At 55.8% G+C, this 19,662-nt stretch carries 14 protein-coding genes, 1 tRNA gene and 1 pseudogene; 3 read left to right on the top strand and 13 right to left on the bottom strand.

Annotated elements, in window-relative coordinates:
- Positions 1 to 11 precede the first annotated feature (11 nt).
- The 3 genes from Q8L25_RS02260 to Q8L25_RS02250 are packed head-to-tail and all read right to left on the bottom strand — an operon-like array spanning position 12 to position 4,221.
- Positions 12 to 827 (bottom strand): DUF4391 domain-containing protein, encoded by an 816-nt coding sequence (locus Q8L25_RS02260; protein WP_308923369.1) that lies wholly within the window; start codon positions 825 to 827, stop codon positions 12 to 14.
- Complete coding sequence (locus Q8L25_RS02255) at positions 824 to 4,018, bottom strand: helicase-related protein (RefSeq protein ID WP_308923368.1); 3,195 nt, start codon at positions 4,016 to 4,018, stop codon at positions 824 to 826. The genes Q8L25_RS02260 and Q8L25_RS02255 overlap by 4 nt, the downstream gene beginning before the upstream one ends.
- Positions 4,015 to 4,221: a helix-turn-helix domain-containing protein gene (locus tag Q8L25_RS02250; RefSeq protein ID WP_308923367.1), complete on the bottom strand. Its 207-nt coding sequence runs from the start codon at positions 4,219 to 4,221 to the stop codon at positions 4,015 to 4,017. The genes Q8L25_RS02255 and Q8L25_RS02250 overlap by 4 nt, the downstream gene beginning before the upstream one ends.
- Positions 4,222 to 5,371: 1,150 nt before the next feature.
- Between Q8L25_RS02250 and Q8L25_RS02245 the strand changes: the two genes are divergently transcribed.
- Complete coding sequence (locus tag Q8L25_RS02245) at positions 5,372 to 6,181, top strand: hypothetical protein (protein ID WP_308923366.1); 810 nt, start codon at positions 5,372 to 5,374, stop codon at positions 6,179 to 6,181.
- A gap of 33 nt (positions 6,182 to 6,214) precedes the next feature.
- Here the strand turns inward: Q8L25_RS02245 and Q8L25_RS02240 are convergent, their stop codons facing one another.
- From Q8L25_RS02240 to Q8L25_RS02230, 3 genes are all read right to left on the bottom strand, one after another.
- Positions 6,215 to 6,844 (bottom strand): hypothetical protein, encoded by a 630-nt coding sequence (locus Q8L25_RS02240; RefSeq protein ID WP_308923365.1) that lies wholly within the window; start codon positions 6,842 to 6,844, stop codon positions 6,215 to 6,217.
- 164 nt (positions 6,845 to 7,008) lie between these two features.
- Entirely contained in the window at positions 7,009 to 8,199 is a 1,191-nt protein-coding gene (locus Q8L25_RS02235) for a hypothetical protein (protein WP_308923364.1), read from the bottom strand.
- Positions 8,200 to 8,269: 70 nt separating this feature from the next.
- On the bottom strand, positions 8,270 to 9,208 hold the full coding sequence (locus Q8L25_RS02230; protein ID WP_308923363.1) for a hypothetical protein: 939 nt from the start codon (positions 9,206 to 9,208) through the stop codon (positions 8,270 to 8,272).
- 128 nt (positions 9,209 to 9,336) lie between these two features.
- Between Q8L25_RS02230 and Q8L25_RS02225 the strand changes: the two genes are divergently transcribed.
- Positions 9,337 to 9,663: a helix-turn-helix transcriptional regulator gene (locus Q8L25_RS02225; RefSeq protein WP_308923362.1), complete on the top strand. Its 327-nt coding sequence runs from the start codon at positions 9,337 to 9,339 to the stop codon at positions 9,661 to 9,663.
- 1,046 nt (positions 9,664 to 10,709) lie between these two features.
- Here Q8L25_RS02225 and istA read toward each other — a convergent pair.
- The 5 genes and pseudogenes from istA to Q8L25_RS02200 all read right to left on the bottom strand — a co-directional run.
- Positions 10,710 to 11,259, bottom strand: a pseudogene (istA, locus tag Q8L25_RS02220) (IS21 family transposase); the annotation flags it as partial.
- 162 nt (positions 11,260 to 11,421) lie between these two features.
- A complete protein-coding gene (gene repC, locus Q8L25_RS02215; protein ID WP_308923361.1) occupies positions 11,422 to 12,279 on the bottom strand; it encodes a replication protein C, IncQ-type in 858 nt (285 codons plus the stop codon).
- Positions 12,280 to 12,749: 470 nt separating this feature from the next.
- Complete coding sequence (locus Q8L25_RS02210; RefSeq protein ID WP_308923360.1) at positions 12,750 to 12,971, bottom strand: helix-turn-helix domain-containing protein; 222 nt, start codon at positions 12,969 to 12,971, stop codon at positions 12,750 to 12,752.
- Between the two features lie 46 nt (positions 12,972 to 13,017).
- Positions 13,018 to 14,289 carry a site-specific integrase gene (locus Q8L25_RS02205; RefSeq protein WP_308923359.1) on the bottom strand — a complete coding sequence of 424 codons (1,272 nt, stop codon included), beginning with the start codon at positions 14,287 to 14,289 and terminating at the stop codon, positions 13,018 to 13,020.
- A gap of 163 nt (positions 14,290 to 14,452) precedes the next feature.
- A tRNA-Arg gene (locus Q8L25_RS02200) sits at positions 14,453 to 14,528 on the bottom strand.
- Between the two features lie 199 nt (positions 14,529 to 14,727).
- On the opposite strand from Q8L25_RS02200, the gene Q8L25_RS02195 reads away from it, so the two are divergent.
- Entirely contained in the window at positions 14,728 to 15,300 is a 573-nt protein-coding gene (locus Q8L25_RS02195) for a c-type cytochrome (RefSeq protein ID WP_308923358.1), read from the top strand.
- 51 nt (positions 15,301 to 15,351) lie between these two features.
- On the opposite strand, the gene Q8L25_RS02190 is transcribed toward Q8L25_RS02195, so the two are convergent.
- Positions 15,352 to 17,265, bottom strand: coding sequence for a methyl-accepting chemotaxis protein (locus tag Q8L25_RS02190; RefSeq protein WP_308923357.1), 1,914 nt, complete (start codon positions 17,263 to 17,265; stop codon positions 15,352 to 15,354).
- Between the two features lie 203 nt (positions 17,266 to 17,468).
- Positions 17,469 to 19,481 (bottom strand): M13 family metallopeptidase, encoded by a 2,013-nt coding sequence (locus Q8L25_RS02185; protein WP_374694285.1) that lies wholly within the window; start codon positions 19,479 to 19,481, stop codon positions 17,469 to 17,471.
- Between the last annotated feature and the right edge of the window lie 181 nt (positions 19,482 to 19,662).

Genomic DNA, 19,662 nt, shown 5'->3' with positions numbered 1-19,662 from the left:
TTGCAGGGTAATCAAAGTTGTTTACGTGCCGATGCTAGCTCGGTGCTGATGCGCTGAAGCGCGAGGTTTAAGTCCACCTGCCTTGCCATCTGTTTTTCCTTGGCCGCAAGCGCGCGTAAGCGATTTGCTTCTTGCTCCAAACGTTGGCAGGTGCGCAAGGTCTGGCGGCGTGCGGCAACCAAGTCCGGCGTTTCGGATTCATTGAAGGTGCCGGTATATTGCGACGCCTGCAAAGCAGTCAGGCAGTTCATCCAGCCTTGGTACAGGGCAAGCAAACTGGTTTGCGGTTGCCGGGATAGGGCCAGCGCATGAACGAACGGATGATCGGCTGTCAGGTCAAGTGCCATGTCAACCGTCGCCGGTTCGCCATCCAGCACTACCTTGCCAGCCTCATTCTGTGCCCAGCGTTTGTGTGCTAGGGAGAGGTGCACGCCCTGCGGCGCAGCAAGCAGAAGCAGCAATGGATAAGGCACGGCACGGTGTACTAATTCAGCCAGGCGTGTAATTTTAACTGGTCGGGTGTGTTGACCTGCACGGGCTACGCCAACGCCGTCACCCTGAGGGGCATTGCGCACGGTGATGCACAACACTGCGACCTCTGCATAATCGCGGCAATCGTCCCGGTATTCGGCCACGCCCACTGTGTTGGGCTTCAAGGCCGCAATCCACTGAATTTCTTCGACAGTGTCGTTGATGAGGTGTTTGTCTGCGCTGGTCGGTGCGCCGTTTTCGACCAGCATCTTTTTAGGAACACGCTGATCCACGCGGCAACTGGTCGGAAGACTCAGCGCAGAAAGCAACATGCCGGTCAGCGACTGCTCCGTCACGCAGCGGCTCCCGGCAACACAACCATGAAGGCGAGCACCTCGAACTCATTACTGCCGGCAAACTCACCCTTCATAGCATGGGTGCCACCCGGCGAAAACAGGCTTGCTACGGCGCGTTCTTCGTTCTTGCCCACCACTGATACCACTGCGGCGGCGAGCAGTTTCTGCGCGTGGCGCATGTCCTCGCCCTGACGCGTGTCCTTATCGAACTTAGCGCAAGCACCATCGTCGGGCAGCTCGCGCCCGAGGGCTAAGCGCTTGAGCCGGTCCAAGATACGCTTGGCCTGGGGGTACGGCAACAGCACAGCGCCATCATCGCCAACATGGGCCAAGTAGATCGGCGCGAGTGGATAGTCGGAGTGCTGGCCCTTGGCCGCAACGGCGCCTTCCGCCCGTAAGCAAAAGATGACGCCAGGAGCTATGTCGGCGTCAATGCTGGTCGTGACTGCGTAGGTTCCCAACGGCAGGGTATCGAGCTGGCCTGGGTGTTCCTTCAGGTACTGCGCCAAGTCGATGCGGAAGTCGGTCAGCGTCAGGTCAGTGATGGAGACGCCATTGCTCAGGTCCTCCATATCAATGACCGTATCCTGAAGCTTGAGCAACTGCTTGCGCCGGTATTCTAGGTCGTTCATTGGGTTGCCCGACTGCTGCTCGATAAGGTTTTCCTCACCAGTGGCTGAGACATCTAGCAACACCATGCGCCCACTAACGCGCTGCTCCAGACCGATGTACTCTTCCAGTTCCATATTAGGCCAGAAGTTAACTAGCTGGATGTTCTGGTTAGGCGAACCGATGCGGTCGATACGACCGAAGCGCTGGATGATCCTAACGGGGTTCCAATGGATATCGTAGTTAACAAGCCAATCGCAGTCCTGCAAATTCTGACCTTCAGAGATGCAGTCGGTAGCAATGAGCAAGTCGATCTCGCCTTCCGCAACCAGGTCGGCCGGGCGTTCCTTTGAACGTGGAGCGAAGGCCGACAAGACACTGCTCATATTTTTACGCAAACCGGGTAGGGTGGTCTGGATACCAGCACTACCGGTAATCAATCCAGCGTCAATACCCAAAGTGCTCTTGGCCCACGACGCGAGGCTAGCATAGAGGTACTGGGCTGTGTCTGAGAACGCGGTGAATACGATAATCTTGCGGTTGCCTGCATTTATCGGTTCACGGCACTTCTGCTCAATCATTGCGCGCAGCTTGGCCAGCTTGGCATCGCGCAAAGCATCTACCTGCTGCGCCGCTGCCAACAGGGTAGCCAAGCGGTTTCGGTCCTCTATAAGGTCTTGTTTCCAGCGGATGAGGTCCACATCTGTTAGCAGCACCTTAACTTTACGTCCAACCAGCAGGGACTCGAACGCAGGATCGTCAATGTCTACGCCAGCAATATCAATTTCCTCGACGCTCTCGTCATGGGTTTCGATATGATTCAGAACGGCTACAACGTCCTTGAGCTGCCGCTGGATCGTCAACGCGAACGAAGACACGGCACTCTCCATTCGCTTGAGCACGTTGACCCTCAATAAGTGGATCAAGCTCTCTTCGCGGTCAGCCTGACGGAAAAAACTCTCACCACCCCGAATTTCGGTGCTGTACTTGGCATCATATGCGGCCTGCTTATGCGGGAGCACGTAACGTAGAGGAGCATAGCTCGCCAAGTTCAGGCGGCGGATTTCTAGGTTGATATCCTTGATGGCCCTAAACTCGCCCGCTATGTCCACATCGGCCTTGATGTTAATGGGAGGAAAACGGCCTGGAAACTTACCAGTCTCGGCCGTACCGTAATACTTTTCGACGTGCCGGCGCGACCGCGCGATAGTCAGGTGATCCAAGAGCGTAAAGTAGTCAAAGCCCAGCATTTCCACCAGATGGCCAGGCGTCCGCTCGGCCTCGTCCATTTCCAGCCAACGATTGAACTGACTTTGGGCCTTGCGCGTAGTTTCCTCAATGCTACCTATTCCATGCTCTGCCAGCGCAGTGTCGTCTCCTTCAGTGACGAAAGCGATTTGGTTCTTCAGGTCAGCTAGGCGGTTGTTCACCGGAGTGGCCGACAACATCAGCACGCGTGTCTTGACGCCCTCCTTAATGATTTTGCGCATGAGCCGGTCGTAGCGAGTCTCTTTGCTTTTGTTACTCGCCTTGTTGCGGAAGTTGTGACTCTCATCAATGACCACTAGATCGTAGTTACCCCAATTCACATTGGCCAGGTCGATGTCACCCGAAATGCCACTATCCCGCGACAGGTCGGTGTGATTCAGGACGTCATAGTTGAAACGGTCGGCCGCAAGTACGTTGCGCTTGTCGTTGGCCTTATAAAGCGTCCAGTTGTCGCGCAAGCGCTTGGGCGCCAGTACAAGCACGCGGTCATTACGCAGCTCGTGGTACTTGATGACCGCTAAAGCCTCGAAGGTTTTGCCCAGGCCCACGGAGTCAGCAATGATGCAACCACCGAAACGAGCTAGTTTGTCGATAGCACCTACGACACCGTCGCGCTGAAACTTGAAGAGCTTGTTCCAAACGACTGTGTTACGAATACCGGTAGCCGACTTAACAATGCGCTCCTCATCCATCTCGTCGCCCCTGTCCCCGAACATGTGTTTCAGGATCAAGGTGTAGAGCGTGAACGGTGCATGGTGTTGGCCCATACCCTGTAAGGCTTTAATAAGCGCTGGACGGCTATCGGGCTGCGTCTGCAAGGTTGCCCATTGCAGCTCCAACCAGCGGGCGAGTTGCGCGGCTTCCTCTGTTGACTCAGATGCTTGAATTAGGCTCAGAGGGTTGCCAGGCGTCAGGCCCAAACCGTCTGTGCTAAATGCAAACGAACCTAAAACTACCTGATTGGCTACGCCATTTGGACCACGCATAACAGCCGTGCCTTGCGGGACGCGTCCCAGCGCTCTGCGTAGCTCGACCTTTTCATCCAACCATTTCGCACACTGATTAGCTAGCCACCTGGCTTGCAGACGATTACGCGCAGCGCGATCACCCTCAGAACCAAGGAAGTCAAGCTTATCATCGGCAGGGGGGAGTATGAGTTGCACACGCTCAAGCTTTGCAAGCGCCTCTTGCAGCTCTGCAAATGCGAACAGTGAGAACGAAGGAGTCACGCAGCCGAATTGATGTCCTTGCTTTAGATGTGGGCGGATAAGATCAATGACGCGGTCTGAGCCGCTGTTTTGAATCAGCTTCACGTATTTTCACCCTCGCCCTTTGGATTGGTTCCGGCGGCTTGACGCCCTGCGACTGACTGTTCCGCGATCCAATGATCAATGTCATCTCGTTTGAACCGCCAGATCGCCCCGACCTTGAAGCCAGGTAGACGGCGCTCGACAGCAAGACGATATACGGTGCGTTGATTAACCCGAAGGTAATCGGCGACTTCTTTGACGGTCATAACGCTTTCAATCAAGGACGACATATGGGCAGTAACTTTTAAGTTGAATTCCAGTACAAGACAGTGCAAGAGAGTCTAACACGCGACTGCTTGGCAGGAGTTCCTACCTGCGCCCATTTTCCAAAATCGTCCAACCTCAATTGGCTCACGTCTGGTTCAAGAATGAAGAATAAAGCGAAGTCCGTCATATAGGAATGAGCTACAAGTGAAAGCGTTTCTTGTATTTTTTTGGAGGGGGTGCGGGGGGAGAGGCATTGGGCGCGCCCCCCTCCCCCCGCGAGAATGTTTTTCTATATCCTTTTCGCAAATCCCACACCGCCGTAGAATTGCGGCAACATATGCCCTCCTTCAAGTATAGAAAAAAACGAATAGTTGCAGAGTTCTTTTGCTCCATCGAATTCTGCCGATACCGCAAGCCCTTTTGACAAACAATCATAAGTGCTACTTCGCGCGCGCTTCTTCATCCCGAGTACATTTACGAAGAAAATGTACTCGGAACGCTTTTGGACAGATGCCACCCACAATCTAAACACGATGCCCCTAAGCCAGCGAAGGCTTCGCCCCCGAAGGGGCGCGTAGGCCACACGGCCGGAGCGACTGTTCCGCGCCCACGCGGGACAGTGCCATCGGGGGAGCCGGTGGAAGGGCAATTGACCGTCCAGGTCAAATTGAAGCGCCCCGAGCGCTGACCGTCCACCGGGGGGCGAGAGCCCCCGGCCCCGACAGCGGTCGGGCTACCTGGTTTCAAGGGCGACCGCATTCCGAAGGAACAAGGTCGAGTCCCTCGGGACCGCCCACAGCGTAAGCTTTGGGCGCCGCAGAAAGCGGGTAGCCCGAGCGCAGCTCGGGGCCGCAGGACATCGGGCACTGGCCCGAAGTATTTGGTAGGGCGTCCAGCCCGTGAAGCCAAATACGCTGTCCCGCAAGGAGTTCTCAACTCCGCGCAGCCCAGAGGGCGAAGGCCGTGTGCTTGCAAGTACGCGTCGAATCCAAAGCATGCGTTGTTTCCACCAGCGGAGCTATCCGAGGAAACAACAAAACAAAGCTCACTGAACGATCAGAAAGCAAGAATCAAGTGTGCCTAAACACATACTCGCTGCCACCTTCAAATAATCCGCTATACAAGGTAACAACATGAAGGAACTCTCGAATGAAAAGCAAACAACAAATTGGGCGCGAGTATCGTGCAAAGACGCTCAAATTCTTAGCTCACGTGGGGTACGCCACCACCCGGCAGATCGCAATGGCCGTATTGGGCTCGTGCGACATGAGCGGTCGAAAAATGGCCGGCCGTACAATTCGCAGCCTATTCGCACTTGGCTATTTGGTAAAAAAACGCGATGGAGACTCTGTGGCAGGTGAGATGATGCTGGCATTAAATCGTGCCGGGGTCGCAGCGCTCGCGGAGCTAGTCGAGATGCCGCATGGACGTGCTCATGCACGAGATTGGCTTCGTCACGCACACAAACACCGCACTGCATGCAATTCCGTTTATGCCGCTGTGACCCGAGGGCTTGACGAGGACATTGGCTGGTCAGAGTTAGAAATTCGGGCCGGTAGCGCTCCGGCTAATCTGTCGGCTTTCAGCTACAGCGACGACGATGGTATTAGTCTTCAAAAGATTCCAGACCTGCTGCTACACGGTTTCGCCGGCCCAATCTGGGTTGAGGTAGAGAACGGCTGGCGAGGAGCACGAGACATGCAGAAGCTTGTCTGGTTTTTACGGAGTATCTTTGAGCATCCAGCACCCTTGATCGACAAACTGTGGTTTGTAGTTACCGCCTCTGGCGCTAAGACTATCGGCAAGCGTCTGCACGCGGCTTTGACACATGGGCCAGAGAGCGGATATCCGCGCCAAATCCGTGAACTCGACGCCAGGATTCTGAGCGAGCGCCTTGCTATTTTTCAACTGGACGCTGACCTGTTGGAGCTTACGCGAATCCCTTTGCAGCAGGACTAAGAGTATGTTGTCCGACGTCCCCCCGCGACAAGATCAGTTCTCTCGCTGATCGCCGCTCACATCTGGGATAGGACCTTCAGGTACGAAGGCCGCAGCTTGCGGCTTGCCGTTACGACCAGGCAGAACTGTGACCAGTTCTGATGCGCTGGCAGCTAGAAATGCCTTGGCCACTTTATCTTGCACACTCAGGCGCTCCATGCGCTCGACAACTTGCGGGAACCAAGGCTGCACCTTCTCCGCTGGTGTCTCCAGCATATCGCCAGCTGGGAAAAAGGTGTGCTTGTCCACCTGGGGACCACGGCTGCCGAACAGAAGTGTTCGTGATCGCACGAGACCTGCGCGTAAGATTGCTTCGGTCTCCAACCCCTTGCACTCCTTGCGGTTAATAAGGGCGACATAGCCGGCGATCTTGCCTGGCTCAGGAGGCAGGACAACTTTCTCGCCACCGCGTTCAATCTCTTCTGGCCAGGTACGTTCGAACGGAACTACCATGCCCGTATAAAAACACTTGCCATCGCCATCGTCACGCCACCATTCGCGCACAAAACGCACTTCCACTGCGCCATCCAGACTAACAGGCACGGCGGTTTCACCGACTGGATACATCGTAATACTGGAAATCAGAATAGATGCCAAATAGACGACATTCAGAAAATCGAACATGCTTTTTCCTCATGTTAAAAATATGCAAGGAAGCGCCAAAAAAGCGCCGCCCGCTTCTTGCGGGATTCGCCGCAAGCCTAACCAAAATTGAACCGCGCCATCGCCGTTTCACGATGAGCCATATGCGCTGGTATCCATTCGGAAAGCCGCCCCCCCCCGCTCTGCTACTGCATCATCGACTTAGGTATGCCTTTGAATTGAATCGCAAGCTGGAGCGTCGCCTTGGTGCGGAAAGCTTCCGCCTCAGCTCCACTCAGGCGCTGCTCTTTGATCATTCTCTCAATCCCCGCCAGCACCTCCGGAGACAAGGACTCGCGGGCTGCGGCAAGCGCTTGTGCAGGGTCTGCGGCCGGATTGTTCGGTTCCTTGGCCGCTGCCTGAGGGTTAGCAGCTGCAAACTGCTTGATCGCTTCCCAAGCGGCCGATGCACTCGATTCCAGCGCCGCTTGCTCCGGAGTCTTGCCATCGGCGTCTTTGGTAAGTATTTTCATGGAACCAGCAGCCAGGAAGAGCTGAACTGCCACTTCATCGTCACGGCGAATTGCTGCGAAAAACTGTTCGGTCGAGTGGTACGTCAACCCCATTCCTGCAAGGTTTTTGCGCGCTTCCACTTTACTGTTGCCCTGTGATGCCACGCCGCCCGTCCCCGATACCGATGGCGAAGCAGCGGGCAATGCTGCCACATATGGCTGGGCACCTATCTCGCTCCTGGCCGGCATCAACTTGGCCACGGTATCCTTATCCGGTTCCTCAAGCGTAGCGCCAGGAACATCAATTTTCTCAACCAGCAACTGGGGCAAATTCTTGCGTATGGCCGCAATTTCTTCTTTCAGGCGCTTGGCATTGTAGTCTTCGTCCTTGCCTCGGATAGCGCTGGTAATGCCATTGAATAATCCGGCTGTCAGCGATTCAGTCTTCTTGACTGAAGCAAAGATCAGGTAAATCTTCACGCCACCCTGGAACGGGTACAGACACGCCTGCACACGTTCAGCGGCAAACATGAATGGATTTTTGATCGGTGCTGGGGTCTTGGTGACTTCCGCGTAGCCGTTGCGACACTGGTACTCACTGACAGGCTGCCCCTGGACCAGGAAATCCTGAAGCGCAGGTTCCAGCGGGCGAGCAGGCAACGCCGCCGGAAGACTGTGCACGTTATATGAGGAAGGAATAGCGAACTGTGACAAGGCATCCTTGACTTGCGCTGCCACATCCTGGGCGCGCGCATTGGGCACCACGAGTTCAGCTTTTGAGGTTTGCACATTGAACTGGTCACGAATATCCGCAGCGACAGCCCCATGCACGACGGAAATGAGCAAGCCGGCCATCACGGTTTTCAAAACTACTTTCTTGCCCATATTTCGTCCTAAATATCTAGTAATTGATATCGATCAACAAATTTCCGCTGAAGCCAGAAAAATTATGCGATCAGTGATTGTTGAAGCTGTCATGTCCCATATCCGTGGTGTGATAGAACTGATGACTGTCGGTGCCAAAAGCGTTGCCCATCACATCCACGCTGCCTATCCCAGCAATCATGGGGAGTCCGTTTGCAGGATTCAAGTCCATGAGTGGATGAGTTGCAATGTCGTCGTGCCTCTCGCCAGCAGTGGTGCTTAGTGCGTCGTAAGCAGCACTGACACGCTGATTGATGATGGCGCTATCCCCGAGTTCATAGAAGGTGAACAGAGGAATCCCCGCTGCCATTGCCGCACCACCGCAACGAAAACGCGGAGACGACACAAAAATCGCCTCATTGCCAGGTGCAAAATTTTTCACGCCCTCGCTGTCAAATTCAATGATGGGCGCTCCTTGCGATGTTACCCAACCTTTATATTTCGTACGCAAGAGCCGATTATGGATTTTTGCAAATATTGCCAACACAGGTGCTGCGATGGGTGATGCAAATGCTTGCAAGAGCAAAGAAAGCATACTGATCAACAGCGACAGGAATACCAAACCAACAGTGACCACAATCCACGTCACGCAAAATCCGCCGGCACCGATCGCGAGAACGACCAACGGCTCCTTCTTAGTAAGGAGCGCGCCAGCAAGGCCGAAAAACAAAGCAAGAACCGCGAACACCATCGCAATTCGTGAACTATTTCGCTCCGCCCAGCCCATGACATTGTTGTTAAGGAAGGTAACAAGCAGCGTCAGGGCGCCGACAGCTGCGGCAAGCGGCATTGCTTTAGTGCTCAAGCCAGCAAGGTAAGCCAGCAACAAATAAGCCAGGATCGCCGCCGCCAGTGGTCGAATGATTTTGGGAAGCAAAATGGCTCTCTCTGCCAAGGCGAGCACCGCGTCATGATGAGGGCGATCAACGTGAGAAAGATAGGTGATAAGTTGTGCGGATGGCAGTGACATGCAGCATGTTTCCTATATAGCAATTTCGCGTGGGGGGATTCGATTCTACTCATTCATCAAAATATTGCCATAGGGAATTCTACGAATTTCGTAGAGACGGCGCAAGCATATTCTACGAATATCGAAGTATGCCTCCTCGTTCCAAACCTCCCTCGTCACTTTTTGGACGGCGCTTACGCGAAGCAAGGCTTCTTGCTGGTATTCCGCAGGATAAGTTAGGTGTAGCGATTGGCCTGGACGAAACGACAGCGAGCGCAAGGTTAAGCAGGTACGAAACGGGAGTGCATGCGCCACCGGTGGAAATAGCAACTCAATTAGCGATGGCACTCAATGTGCCAACACCATTTCTTTACTGTGAAGATGATGAATTAGCTGAGGTTATCCAGGCCTGGCATCACCTTTCAAACATTGAACGACATCGGCTGCTAACGCTTCTTCGTGAGAAAACGGATTAATCTTAAAATCTAACTTTGCTCGTGCCCTATTAGTTATCCAAGGTATCATATTTCACAGAGGAAATACTCACACATTGTCACGTCTTGTAGTCAGATATGACAACCAGGGCGGACAGGGTCCGCGCACTCTCCGGTCTGAGGTACTGCGATACCTTTAATCAGTGAATGACACTTACTGAAAAGCAGCGGACCCTGTCCGCCCTGGTTGGGGATTTCACTGCTAAACGCCGCTATATGCTGCGTCATCCGCCCGCAACCGGGCCGATACATAGGCGTTCCGGCTTTCAAGGATGACTCCGTAGACGATGCGTGAGCATTGTCTACTGGTTGATTGAGACCAAGAAGGCTTAAAGACCGGTATCCGGGTGTCAACTTGGTCACAAAATTAGCTTTGCCCGTCTTGGTTTTTTCAAGTGACCATGGAGACTGGGGTTTAGGTAATTTGTTAGGACGAAGAGGCCAACGCTCGGGGCTGGCAGGTGGACGACTTGCCAGCGGAAAGAGTAAGCACTATTAGCGAAGCAAAGTGCCGGTGTGCGGAAGCAATCGCGAACTCGTAGATGGGGTTTGCAAAGTAGGCTCCCTCCACAAGCGTCGACGCCTGGCTTTAATAGCGCCATGCGCCGCCCAGCGGCGCCGTGGTTGGGGGCCTTGGCTTGAGTTGAAGAAACGCTTTGCGAGCGTATCCTTCATGGCGCTTCGCCCGAAAGGCGAAATGTAATTCCAGCTCGCAATTGCCACGATCCAGCTGGAGCGACTCCATCTAGTTTTTAAAAAAAGAGTTCCAAGTTTCCTCTTACAACAGTTCTTTGTACGGACTGCGGAGGCAACATATTTTTGGAAATATCCCTTAGCTCACTGGGAAATTTTCATATAACACAGCCATTCAGCGTCTGCGTTAAGGTAGAAAGCGTCTGTGATATGGCAGAATTCGTCTGCGATTCGGCAGAGTCGCCGTCTGCGTTTCGGCAGATTGAAAATTTTGCCATATATACACAAATCACGGTGCAGGTGACAAACCAGCGGTTTCTTTACCCCCTTTATCAGCCGGCGTGGTAGCGATGAACGCCCGCGCCGTAAACGTCGCGCTCAATGACGACCATCTTCATGTTGTCGTACAGGAGCTTGCGTGGCACACCGCCGAATGCGGCGAAGGCGCGCTCATGGCAGCCGATCAGCGTCCCCACCTTCATGTCACTGACAAACTCGACATAGCTGGCACGGCTGTAGGCCATGGTGGCGCAGAACGCATGCAGCGGTGCACTGCCTTTGCGAAACTCGACCCAATCGACCTGCAACTGTTCGCCCATCTCTGTCTCAAAGCGAATGACCGGCTCAACCGGCAAGCTCGGCCGCAGCGAGCGCATAGACGCGCACAACTGGTTAAGGCCACCCTGGTAACCGCGCTAGGTGATCTCACTGTGCAACACGCTCGCCGGTATCCAGTTTGGCTGCGCCGCCGTTTGCCGCTCCCGCAGATAGGCCTCGTATGGCGCCAGCTTGCTTGGCCGCTTTGCCTTGCGTTCGTATTTCGGCACCGCCTTCAATGCCAGGTGCCGCCGTACCGTGTTCAACCGCACTCCGCCGCAGACTCATCCCATGCTTGCTCAATAACTGAATTTCCAAACACACCTCGTCGGGTTTGGCTGCTCCGCAAAGCGGCCTTCTTCTCAAATCGGTGTATCAGTTTTCAATCGCTGCTATGTGTCAGTTTTCAATTATCAACTTAGCATCATCTGAGAGAAGGCCAACAAGCTGTCAACTAAGCATTCTTGGACGTCCAATTTGGTACAGTTCGCCGTGCCGCATGACAGACCAGCCTACCCGCGTCAGTTCATTCAGGGACTGCTTTAAAACTTGTCGGCGTGTTCGATGGGCAGAGGCAGACACTTCCTCAGACCAAACGTACCCGATCATCTTATCCAACGATACATCACGGTTGCTACCGCTATTGACCCAGTGCAAACGTTGATGTAGTAGCCTAGTGGGGTCAGAATTTAGCTGCCGCGCCTCCAGCAGGTCCAAACGCAAGTAAGTGCCCGGCCCACCATACACAGCGGCAGCAAGAATCGGGCTTAATTCGACCTCAATATGACGGCTATCGAGCACGTCACAAATCAGATGGCCTGCGGATAGGTCGAGCGCGTCAAATGAGTTTGCTCGACGGATCGAGACGCTCACGGCGGCTAGCTTTCGTAAAGCTTTACTGATCGCAGTTTGCGCGGAGCCAGACTCACGTGAATAACCGATTACCTCGGCCAAGTCGTTTTTGGTAGTACAGACTGCCGCAGTATGCCGCAGCAGTTTTTGCACATCATCCGCCAGTTTATCTTCTCCGGTCCGGGGCAGGCTTGGCCGCCGCAAGGCTGCGAACCCGGCGAGACCTTGCAACACACGCAATTCCACCGGGCCGAGTTGAGGCCCAGAGAACGTAAACATCACATTGCCCATCGTGTGCCTCAGCATCATGGGGCGAGCCAAACTGCGCTTGGCGGGGCTAATAAACAGCCCAGGGGTGTGAATGATCGCGGGAGCCATCTTTACGAAGGTCGGCAGGTGGTTCATGGGCGACGACTCCAAACAGGCATGGTCGTGATGGACCTCAAATTTCTTCATTCTTTAACTCCTTGTAGGCAACTACCACTGCCTCGACATGAGGTTGTGTTGCAGTGCTCTGGCGTATACCGCCAAGGCTAAAAGATAAGAAGAGACGAGAAGCCAAAGTTCGCAAAAACTCCCTGCTAAATATAGGAGTTAAATATATTTTTTTGTTTCCCAAAACGATGACGGGCGGTTCGATCCGACACAGCGGCTGGTACCCACGCCATCCAGGCGCTACTCCTGTCCAGCTTCAGGCACATGCAGCACAGGTTGGCAAGCACGTAGGCAGAGCAACCGCACGGGCACTGAGTGATCCGCCTCGATTGCTGCACATGCAGCGACAAGCAATTGAGCACGGTACGCATATCGACCGCCGCCAGCCAGATCGCATAGGTCGGCAGTTACATCGTAGGGCAAGCATTAATTCAAACAGTAAGCTAGCCGGCACATCGCCGGCCACGCTCAACGTTCAACTGCCCTCAGTATTATGCAAATCGCACTTTTCTTGGGCGACCACGCTTGATGCGCTCTGGCTCGACTGCACTGGGCGAAGCATGCTTGATACGGCGATGCAATTCCACCTCCTCCCAGAGCAAAATCCCCCCGATCTTTTTCGGATTGGGAATCGCGCCTTGCTGCATGTAGGTAGTGATGGTACGAACGGAAACACGCAGCACTTCAGCGACTTCCTTCTTGGTCAGGTACATATTTTCTCCCTAAATTGGAATATAGGAAGAAAACTCGTGATGTACGTTACAGAGAAGGCGCCATGTTGATCGCATCCGGGTTTTCTGCCAGCCGCGCCGCCATACGGCCTGAGTCCAAACGCAGGTAATGCTTTTCCAGGGTACGCATATCAGAATGTCCGGAAAACAAAACGACTTCATGCATCCTCAGTTGGCATGTCTCAACAAGCCGACTAATCGCTTCGCGCCGGCAATCATGGAGCCTGGCATCATAAATTTCGGCCTTGTCAGCTGCATCGCGCCAACCATGACTAAGATCAGTTGCAGGCATGGGAAAGATACGACCACTTTTTTTGGGGATCAGGTCTTGCAGAAGCTTTACAGCACCAGGCAGTAGCGGAACCTCTCTCGCGTGGACCTTCGTCTTGATGAGGAATCCCGGCTTTCTCAAGCGTACCACCATCCTCTGGAAGTCAACATCTTCCCATTGCAACGAAACGATTTCACCACGACGCAATGACGTCAATATCGCAAACAGAATGGCCGACTTCAAGGTCATGTCCTCGATACTGTTAAACACTTTCAGCAATTCATTATCCGATACGCGCCGATTGCGGGGCTCTGCAGCGTCTGGAAGCTGCATCCGCATCAAGGAATGGGCTTGCCACCAAGCTCCGTAGATAGGCCAACGGCTTTCTTTATCTAAGTATTTCGTCACCGCCCTACGTAGCAGGTTCAATTCATGTCGTGCGGTTTGGGTACTGATAGGATAGATTGGCAGGCCCGGCACTTCCTTCCCAGCCTTTTTGCGCGCGTAACGTTGATGCTTTGTAAGCGGCTTTGCACCGTCGGAAGTGGACATGGTAGCCGCACGATTGGGATCGCGTCCGGAGCCCAATTTGCCGGCAAGGCGGCTCGCCTTCCATTTGTCGATGAGGGTCTCATCCAATTGATCGACAGTTCGCTCGCCAAACCATTTGCGCAGCCTTTCCAGACGCGATGCCTCTGCGTCCTTGCCTGTAAGCTTTGGAAGATCATTCTGTTGATAAGAGTCGAACACATCCGACAGTTTGATGGAAAGCGGGGCCTTAGGGACATGTGGGAAACCGGAAGATGCCAACACAACATGGACCCGTTCTGGCAAGGCCAGTTCCTTGTTGGAGGCTCTGCTTTCCAACAGTTCTACTCGTCGGCGACGAGCCCAACGCGCGCCCTCGTCCATGGTTGAGAAGGTTGCAGAATCTTGGAACGGAGGGACAACCACCTTGAAGCGGAGCGAGCCGCTCCGCTCTTCAACGTAGATATGCTTTTCCAGGCGACCGTTTTGCTTTTTTGACATAGCGTAACTCCAGAGTTGTAGGAGTTACGTATAGGAAAAAATTGGCTGTCTCCGCGTACGCAAAATCAGGAAGGTTTCTACGGGATTTTTCCCAAAACTTTTCCCAAAAACGATTCGAAGCTAAGTTCCATTACGCTAATCTGCTTGAAAGGCGCATGAATGCTGGTGCGGCTGGCGGGGATCGAACCCACGACCCTTGGCTTCGGAGGCCAATACTCTATCCACTGAGCTACAGCCGCGTAGGGGGAATTTCTGAAGTGAAGCGAAGGATACCGTTTTTCTTTACCTGCGTCTACGGAAACTGTCGTATCGCTGGCAATTGCATGTCACTGCTCAATTTTTGTGCCTATAATCGATGGTTTTATAAAGGTTTGCATCAAGGCATGTAAAAATGTCAACACACACGGCCCACAGCTTCGAATCTGGACTAAGGACATCATGAGCGACGCACATAACGAACAACAATCAGCGATCAAAACGCCTAAACAACTGATAGCCGCCGTAGCCGGCTTTTTCCTCGTCACCGTCATCGGCATCATCCTGCTGGTGCAATTCGTCACGGCCCAGAAGCTGACCGGGGCCGGTTCGGACAGCCAGTCGGCGGAAGCCATTGCCGAACGCCTGAGTCCGGTGGCCAATGCCGGCTATACCTTCAAGGACGCCAGCGGGCCGAAAGTGCTGCAAAGCGCCGAAGCGATCTATACCTCCACCTGCGTGGCCTGCCATGGCGCCGGCGTGGCCGGTGCGCCGAAATTTGGCGACGCGGGCGCCTGGACGGCGCGCCTGGCGCAAGGTTATGACACGGTGCTGAAACACGCGCTCGAAGGCTTGCGCGCGATGCCGGCCAAGGGCGGCAATCCGGACCTGGACGATGTGGAAGTGGCACGCGCCGTGGTCTACATGGCCAATGCCTCGGGCGGCAAGTTCAAGGAGCCGGAAGTGCCGGCGCCGGCGGCAGCCGCCGATGGCGCGGCACCGGCGGCCGAACCCGCACCGGCGCCAGCCAAGTAATTCCCCGCTGCAGAAAGACCACCGGCACTTGCCGGTGGTTTTTTTTCGTCCCTACAGTTTGAAGGCGGAAACGATCTGCTCCAGCTTGCCGGCTTGCTCCTGCATCGAATGGGCGGCGGCGGCGGCCTGCTCGACCAGGGCGGCGTTTTGCTGGGTGGCGTCGTCGAGCTGGGCAATGGCCTGGTTGACCTGGCCGATGCCGATGTCCTGCTCCTGGCTGGCCAGCATGATTTCGCCGAGGATGGCGGCCACCTTGTCGGTGCCGGCAACGATCTCCTTCATGGTGGCGCCGGCCTGGCCAACCAGCTTGCTGCCGGCGTCGACGTTGTGCACCGATTCGGCGATCAGGGCGCCGATTTCCTTGGCCGCCTGGCTAGACCTTTGCGCCAGGTTGCGCACCTCCGAGGCGACCACGGCAAAGCCCCGGCCCTGTTCGCCGGCGCGCGCCGCCTCCACCGCCGCGTTCAGCGCCAGGATATTGGTCTGGAAGGCGATGCCGTCGATGACGCTGATGATGTCGACGATCTTCTTCGACGACGCTTCGATCGCGCCCATGGTCTGCACCACCTGCGTCACCACCGCACCGCCCTGCGCGGCCACCCTGGAGGCGTCCAGCGCCAGCCGGTTGGCCTGGGTGCCGCTGCTGACGTTCTGCTTGACGGTGCTGGTCAGCTGCTCCATCGACGAGGCCGTTTCTTCCAGCGCGCTGGCCTGGCTTTCGGTGCGGCTCGATAAATCCTGGTTGCCGCTGGCGATCTCGCGCGAGGCCAGCGCGATCGAGCCGGTGCTGCGCCCGATTTCACCGATCATGGTCTGCAGGCGGGCGATAAAACCGTTGAAACTGGTGGCGACGGCGTCGAACTCGCTGCCGCCGCCGGCCGGCAGGCGGCGGCTCAAGTCGGCGTCACCGGCGGACAGGGCGTCGATATTGTCCTTCAGGCCGGTCAAGCGTTTCATGAACACGCGGATGCCGCCGACGCACATGACGAACAGCAGGATGGCGACCGGGATCTGCACCGCGCCCAGCTTGCCCAGGATGCGCCGGCTTTGCTGGGTCAGCGTGTTGGTCGGCAAGGAGGTGGCCAGCAGCCATGGGCTGCCGGGGATCGCCGTGACCAGCATGGTGCGCGCTTCGCCGTTGCTGTCGTAATCGGACTCGATGCTGGTCTGTTTGTCGAAGGTCGGCAGCAGGCGCGCCAGTTCGGCCGCCATCGGCGAAGCGCTGACCAGGTCCGCCACTTTTTTCAGCACGATATCGCTCTTGATATGGGTGCTGTTGCTGACGATCTTGCCGTCGCGTTCGACGATCAGGATCTGGCCGTTCAACTGTTTCTCCATGTCGGCCACCAGGCGGTTGAAAAAGCCCAGGGTCACGTCGATGGTCGACACGCCGAACAGCTGGTCGCCCTTGTAGATCGGCATGGCGCAATTGGTGCGCGGCTGCGGGCTGGCGTCGTCCTGGTAGGCGTTGGCCCAGGTGCAATGGCCACGCGGGGATTTGAGGCCGCCAAGGAACCAGCTTTGCTCGAAATATTTCAGCGATTCCGGCGAATTCCAGTGCGTATTGAAGACCAGTTTGTTGGCGCTGTCACGCGCGACAAAGGTGGAGAATTTTTCGCGCCCCGGCTCGCGCTGGTTCGGCAGGGGCCAGATGCCGCCGCCAAACACGTTCGGGTCGGAATACTGGTCGACCAGGCCAGGCAGCACGACATCGATGGTGGCGCTGTCGACCAGCGGGATGGTCTGGGTGATGCTGCGCGACTGCGCCTCGACCTGGCGCAATTGCTCGCCGATACGGGTGGCAATCGCATTGACGCTGGAAGCGACCACCAGCGACTCGGTGCGCTTCAAATCAGGCGTGACAAAGAAATGAATCACCGCCAGGGTCAGTCCCAGCAGCAGCAGGAAAATCAGGCTGAACAAGGCGGTAAAGCGCGCCTGGCTGGTACGCAACAAGTTGTTCAAGATAGACTCCTGGAGCAGAGAAAACGCCGGTGCCACCGGATGCGGCGCCATGCTGGTGCGAGGTATAGACTTTCCAACAAGCAAAGTCAATCCGCTAAACATCAAGCTTGCCAAAAACATATGTAGCTTCAAAACATTCGCGCCATGAAAAAAAGCCGCCCGGCTTTGACAGCGGGGCGGCTTCAAATATTACATTTCAGGCATTACCACATGATGACGCGGTCTTTCGGTGGCAGATACATCTTGTCGCCCGGTTTCACGCCGAAGGCCTGGTAGAAACCCGGCTGGTTGCTCATGGTGCCGTTGGCGCGGAACTGGCCTGGCGAGTGCGGGTCGGTTTTCAGCAGCACCAGTTGCTGCGCTTCACGCATCTTCATGCGCCATACCTGGGCAAAGCCCGCATAGAAACGCTGCTCGCCCGTGAAACCGTCGATGACCGGCGCTTTCTTGCCGTTCAGCGACAATTTATACGCTTTATACGCGATCGCCACGCCGGAGTTGTCGGCGATGTTTTCACCCAGGGTCAGCTCGCCATTCACATGGTGGCCTGCGACCGGGCTGAAGCCGTTGTACTGCTTGACCAGCTGCTGGGTCTTGGCCGCGAAGTTCTTGTGGTCGGCCTTGGTCCACCAGTCGCGCAGATTGCCGTCGCCGTCGTACTGGGCGCCCTGGTCGTCGAAGCCATGGCTGATTTCATGGCCGATCACGCCGCCGATGGCGCCGTAGTTGACGGCGTCGTCGGCCTTGGCGTCAAAGAACGGCGCTTGCAGGATGGCGGCGGGGAAAACGATTTCGTTCATTTCCGGGTTGTAATAGGCGTTGACGGTTTGCGGCGTCATGCCCCACTCGTCGCGGTCGATCGGCTGGCCCAGCTTGTTCAGTTCGCGGTTGTAATTGACCAGGTGCGAACGCTGGATATTGCCGATCAAATCATCGGGCGTGACCGTCAGGTTCGAGTAATCGCGCCATTTGTTCGGGTAGCCGATCTTGGTGGTGAACTTGGACAGCTTGATCTGCGCCTGTTTCTTGGTAACCGGGCTCATCCAATCGAGCTTGTCGATGCTCTGCTTGTAAGCCGTCATCAGGTTTTTCACCAGCGCTTCCATGCGCACCTTGCGGTCGGCCGGAAAATATTGTTCCACGTACAGCTGGCCGACGGCTTCGCCCAGCGCGCCTTCGACGGCGCCCACGCCACGCTTCCAGCGCGGACGCATTTCCGTCACGCCGGTCAGGGTGGTGCCGTAAAACGCGAAGTTTTCGTCGACATAGGCTTTTGGCAGATAGGCCGCGTTAGCGTGCAGCAAGTGCCACTGGAAATACGCTTTCCAGGTGTCGAGCGGGGTTTTCTCGGCAATCGCCGTAAAACCTTTCAGATAGCTGGGCTGGCTGACGATCACATAACCGACCTTGCCGGCGATGCCGGTGTCCGCCAGGTAGCGGTTCCAGTCGTAGCCAGGCGCCACTTCCGCCAGTTTCGCCAGTTCCACCTTGTTATAGGCTTTCACCGGATCGCGGTTTTCGACATTGCTCCATTGCACGCGCGCCAGTTCCGTTTCCAGCGCCACGATGGCCTTGGCGTTGGCGGCAGCGTTCTTGTCGCCGGCCAGGCCCAGCATTTTTTCCACGTGGGCCGTGTATTTCGCCAGGGTGTCGGCCTTGGCCGCTTCCAGGTAGTAATCGCGGTCCGGCAGGCCCAGGCCGCTTTGCACGATGTCGGCCACGTACTTGGTCGAGTCCTTGGCGTCCTGGTGGATGGCGAAGTCGTACGGGGAAGTCACGCCCAGTTTGCTGAAGTGGGCGATCACGGCCGGCAATTCTTTTTTATCCTGCAGCGCGGCGATCTTCGCCAGTTCGGCGTTGAGCGGGGTCAGGCCCAGGCTTTCCAGCCTGGCTTCGTCCATGAAGCTGTTATAGAAATCGCCGATTTTTTGTGCATTCGAACCCGGTGCGCGGGCCTTGTCGGCGGCCGCGCCTTCGACGATGCCGCGCAACTGGGTTTGCGTGTCATCGGCCAGCTTGGCGAAACTGCCCCAGCTCGATTTGTCGGCGGGAATCACGGTCTCGGCCAGCCATTTGCCGTTCAGGTGCTGGAACAGGTCGTCCTGGGCGCGCACGGCCGGGTCGATGTATTCGATGGCGATGCCGGAAGCGAGGCCCGCAGGCGCGGTGGCGGCGACCGGTGCGGCTTTCTTGCTGGTCTCGGCGGCGTTGGCCATGCCGGCGACGCCGGCCAGCAAACTCAAGGTCAATGCACTTAACAAATGTCGATTCACGGTAGTCCTTGTATTGTGTGGAATATAAGGGTCAGAACGCCCTAGGCTTCTGGCCCGGTTTTCGACTGTAGCATACCGGCGGAAACGGTATAAAAAACTTTGCGGGGGAATGCAAAAAAGACCA

Source organism: Janthinobacterium sp. J1-1 (genome assembly GCF_030944405.1).
GTDB lineage: Bacteria > Pseudomonadota > Gammaproteobacteria > Burkholderiales > Burkholderiaceae_D > Janthinobacterium.
Note: the sequence above shows the minus strand (reverse complement) of the source record. Positions and strands in the feature narration are given on the sequence as shown.

Bases quoted from the DNA above. Each gene is read 5' to 3' on its own strand.
- Q8L25_RS02195 (WP_308923358.1), top strand. From the start codon at position 14,728: ATGAGCGACGCACATAACGAACAACAATCAGCGATCAAAACGCCTAAA.
- Q8L25_RS02210 (WP_308923360.1), bottom strand. From the start codon at position 12,971: ATGTACCTGACCAAGAAGGAAGTCGCTGAAGTGCTGCGTGTTTCCGTT.
- repC (WP_308923361.1), bottom strand. From the start codon at position 12,279: ATGAAGAAATTTGAGGTCCATCACGACCATGCCTGTTTGGAGTCGTCG.
- Q8L25_RS02235 (WP_308923364.1), bottom strand. From the start codon at position 8,199: ATGGGCAAGAAAGTAGTTTTGAAAACCGTGATGGCCGGCTTGCTCATT.
- Q8L25_RS02185 (WP_374694285.1), bottom strand. From the start codon at position 19,481: ATGGCCAACGCCGCCGAGACCAGCAAGAAAGCCGCACCGGTCGCCGCC.
- Q8L25_RS02225 (WP_308923362.1), top strand. From the start codon at position 9,337: ATGCCTCCTCGTTCCAAACCTCCCTCGTCACTTTTTGGACGGCGCTTA.
- Q8L25_RS02230 (WP_308923363.1), bottom strand. From the start codon at position 9,208: ATGTCACTGCCATCCGCACAACTTATCACCTATCTTTCTCACGTTGAT.
- Q8L25_RS02240 (WP_308923365.1), bottom strand. From the start codon at position 6,844: ATGTTCGATTTTCTGAATGTCGTCTATTTGGCATCTATTCTGATTTCC.
- Q8L25_RS02245 (WP_308923366.1), top strand. From the start codon at position 5,372: ATGAAAAGCAAACAACAAATTGGGCGCGAGTATCGTGCAAAGACGCTC.
- Q8L25_RS02250 (WP_308923367.1), bottom strand. From the start codon at position 4,221: ATGACCGTCAAAGAAGTCGCCGATTACCTTCGGGTTAATCAACGCACC.
- Q8L25_RS02205 (WP_308923359.1), bottom strand. From the start codon at position 14,289: ATGTCAAAAAAGCAAAACGGTCGCCTGGAAAAGCATATCTACGTTGAA.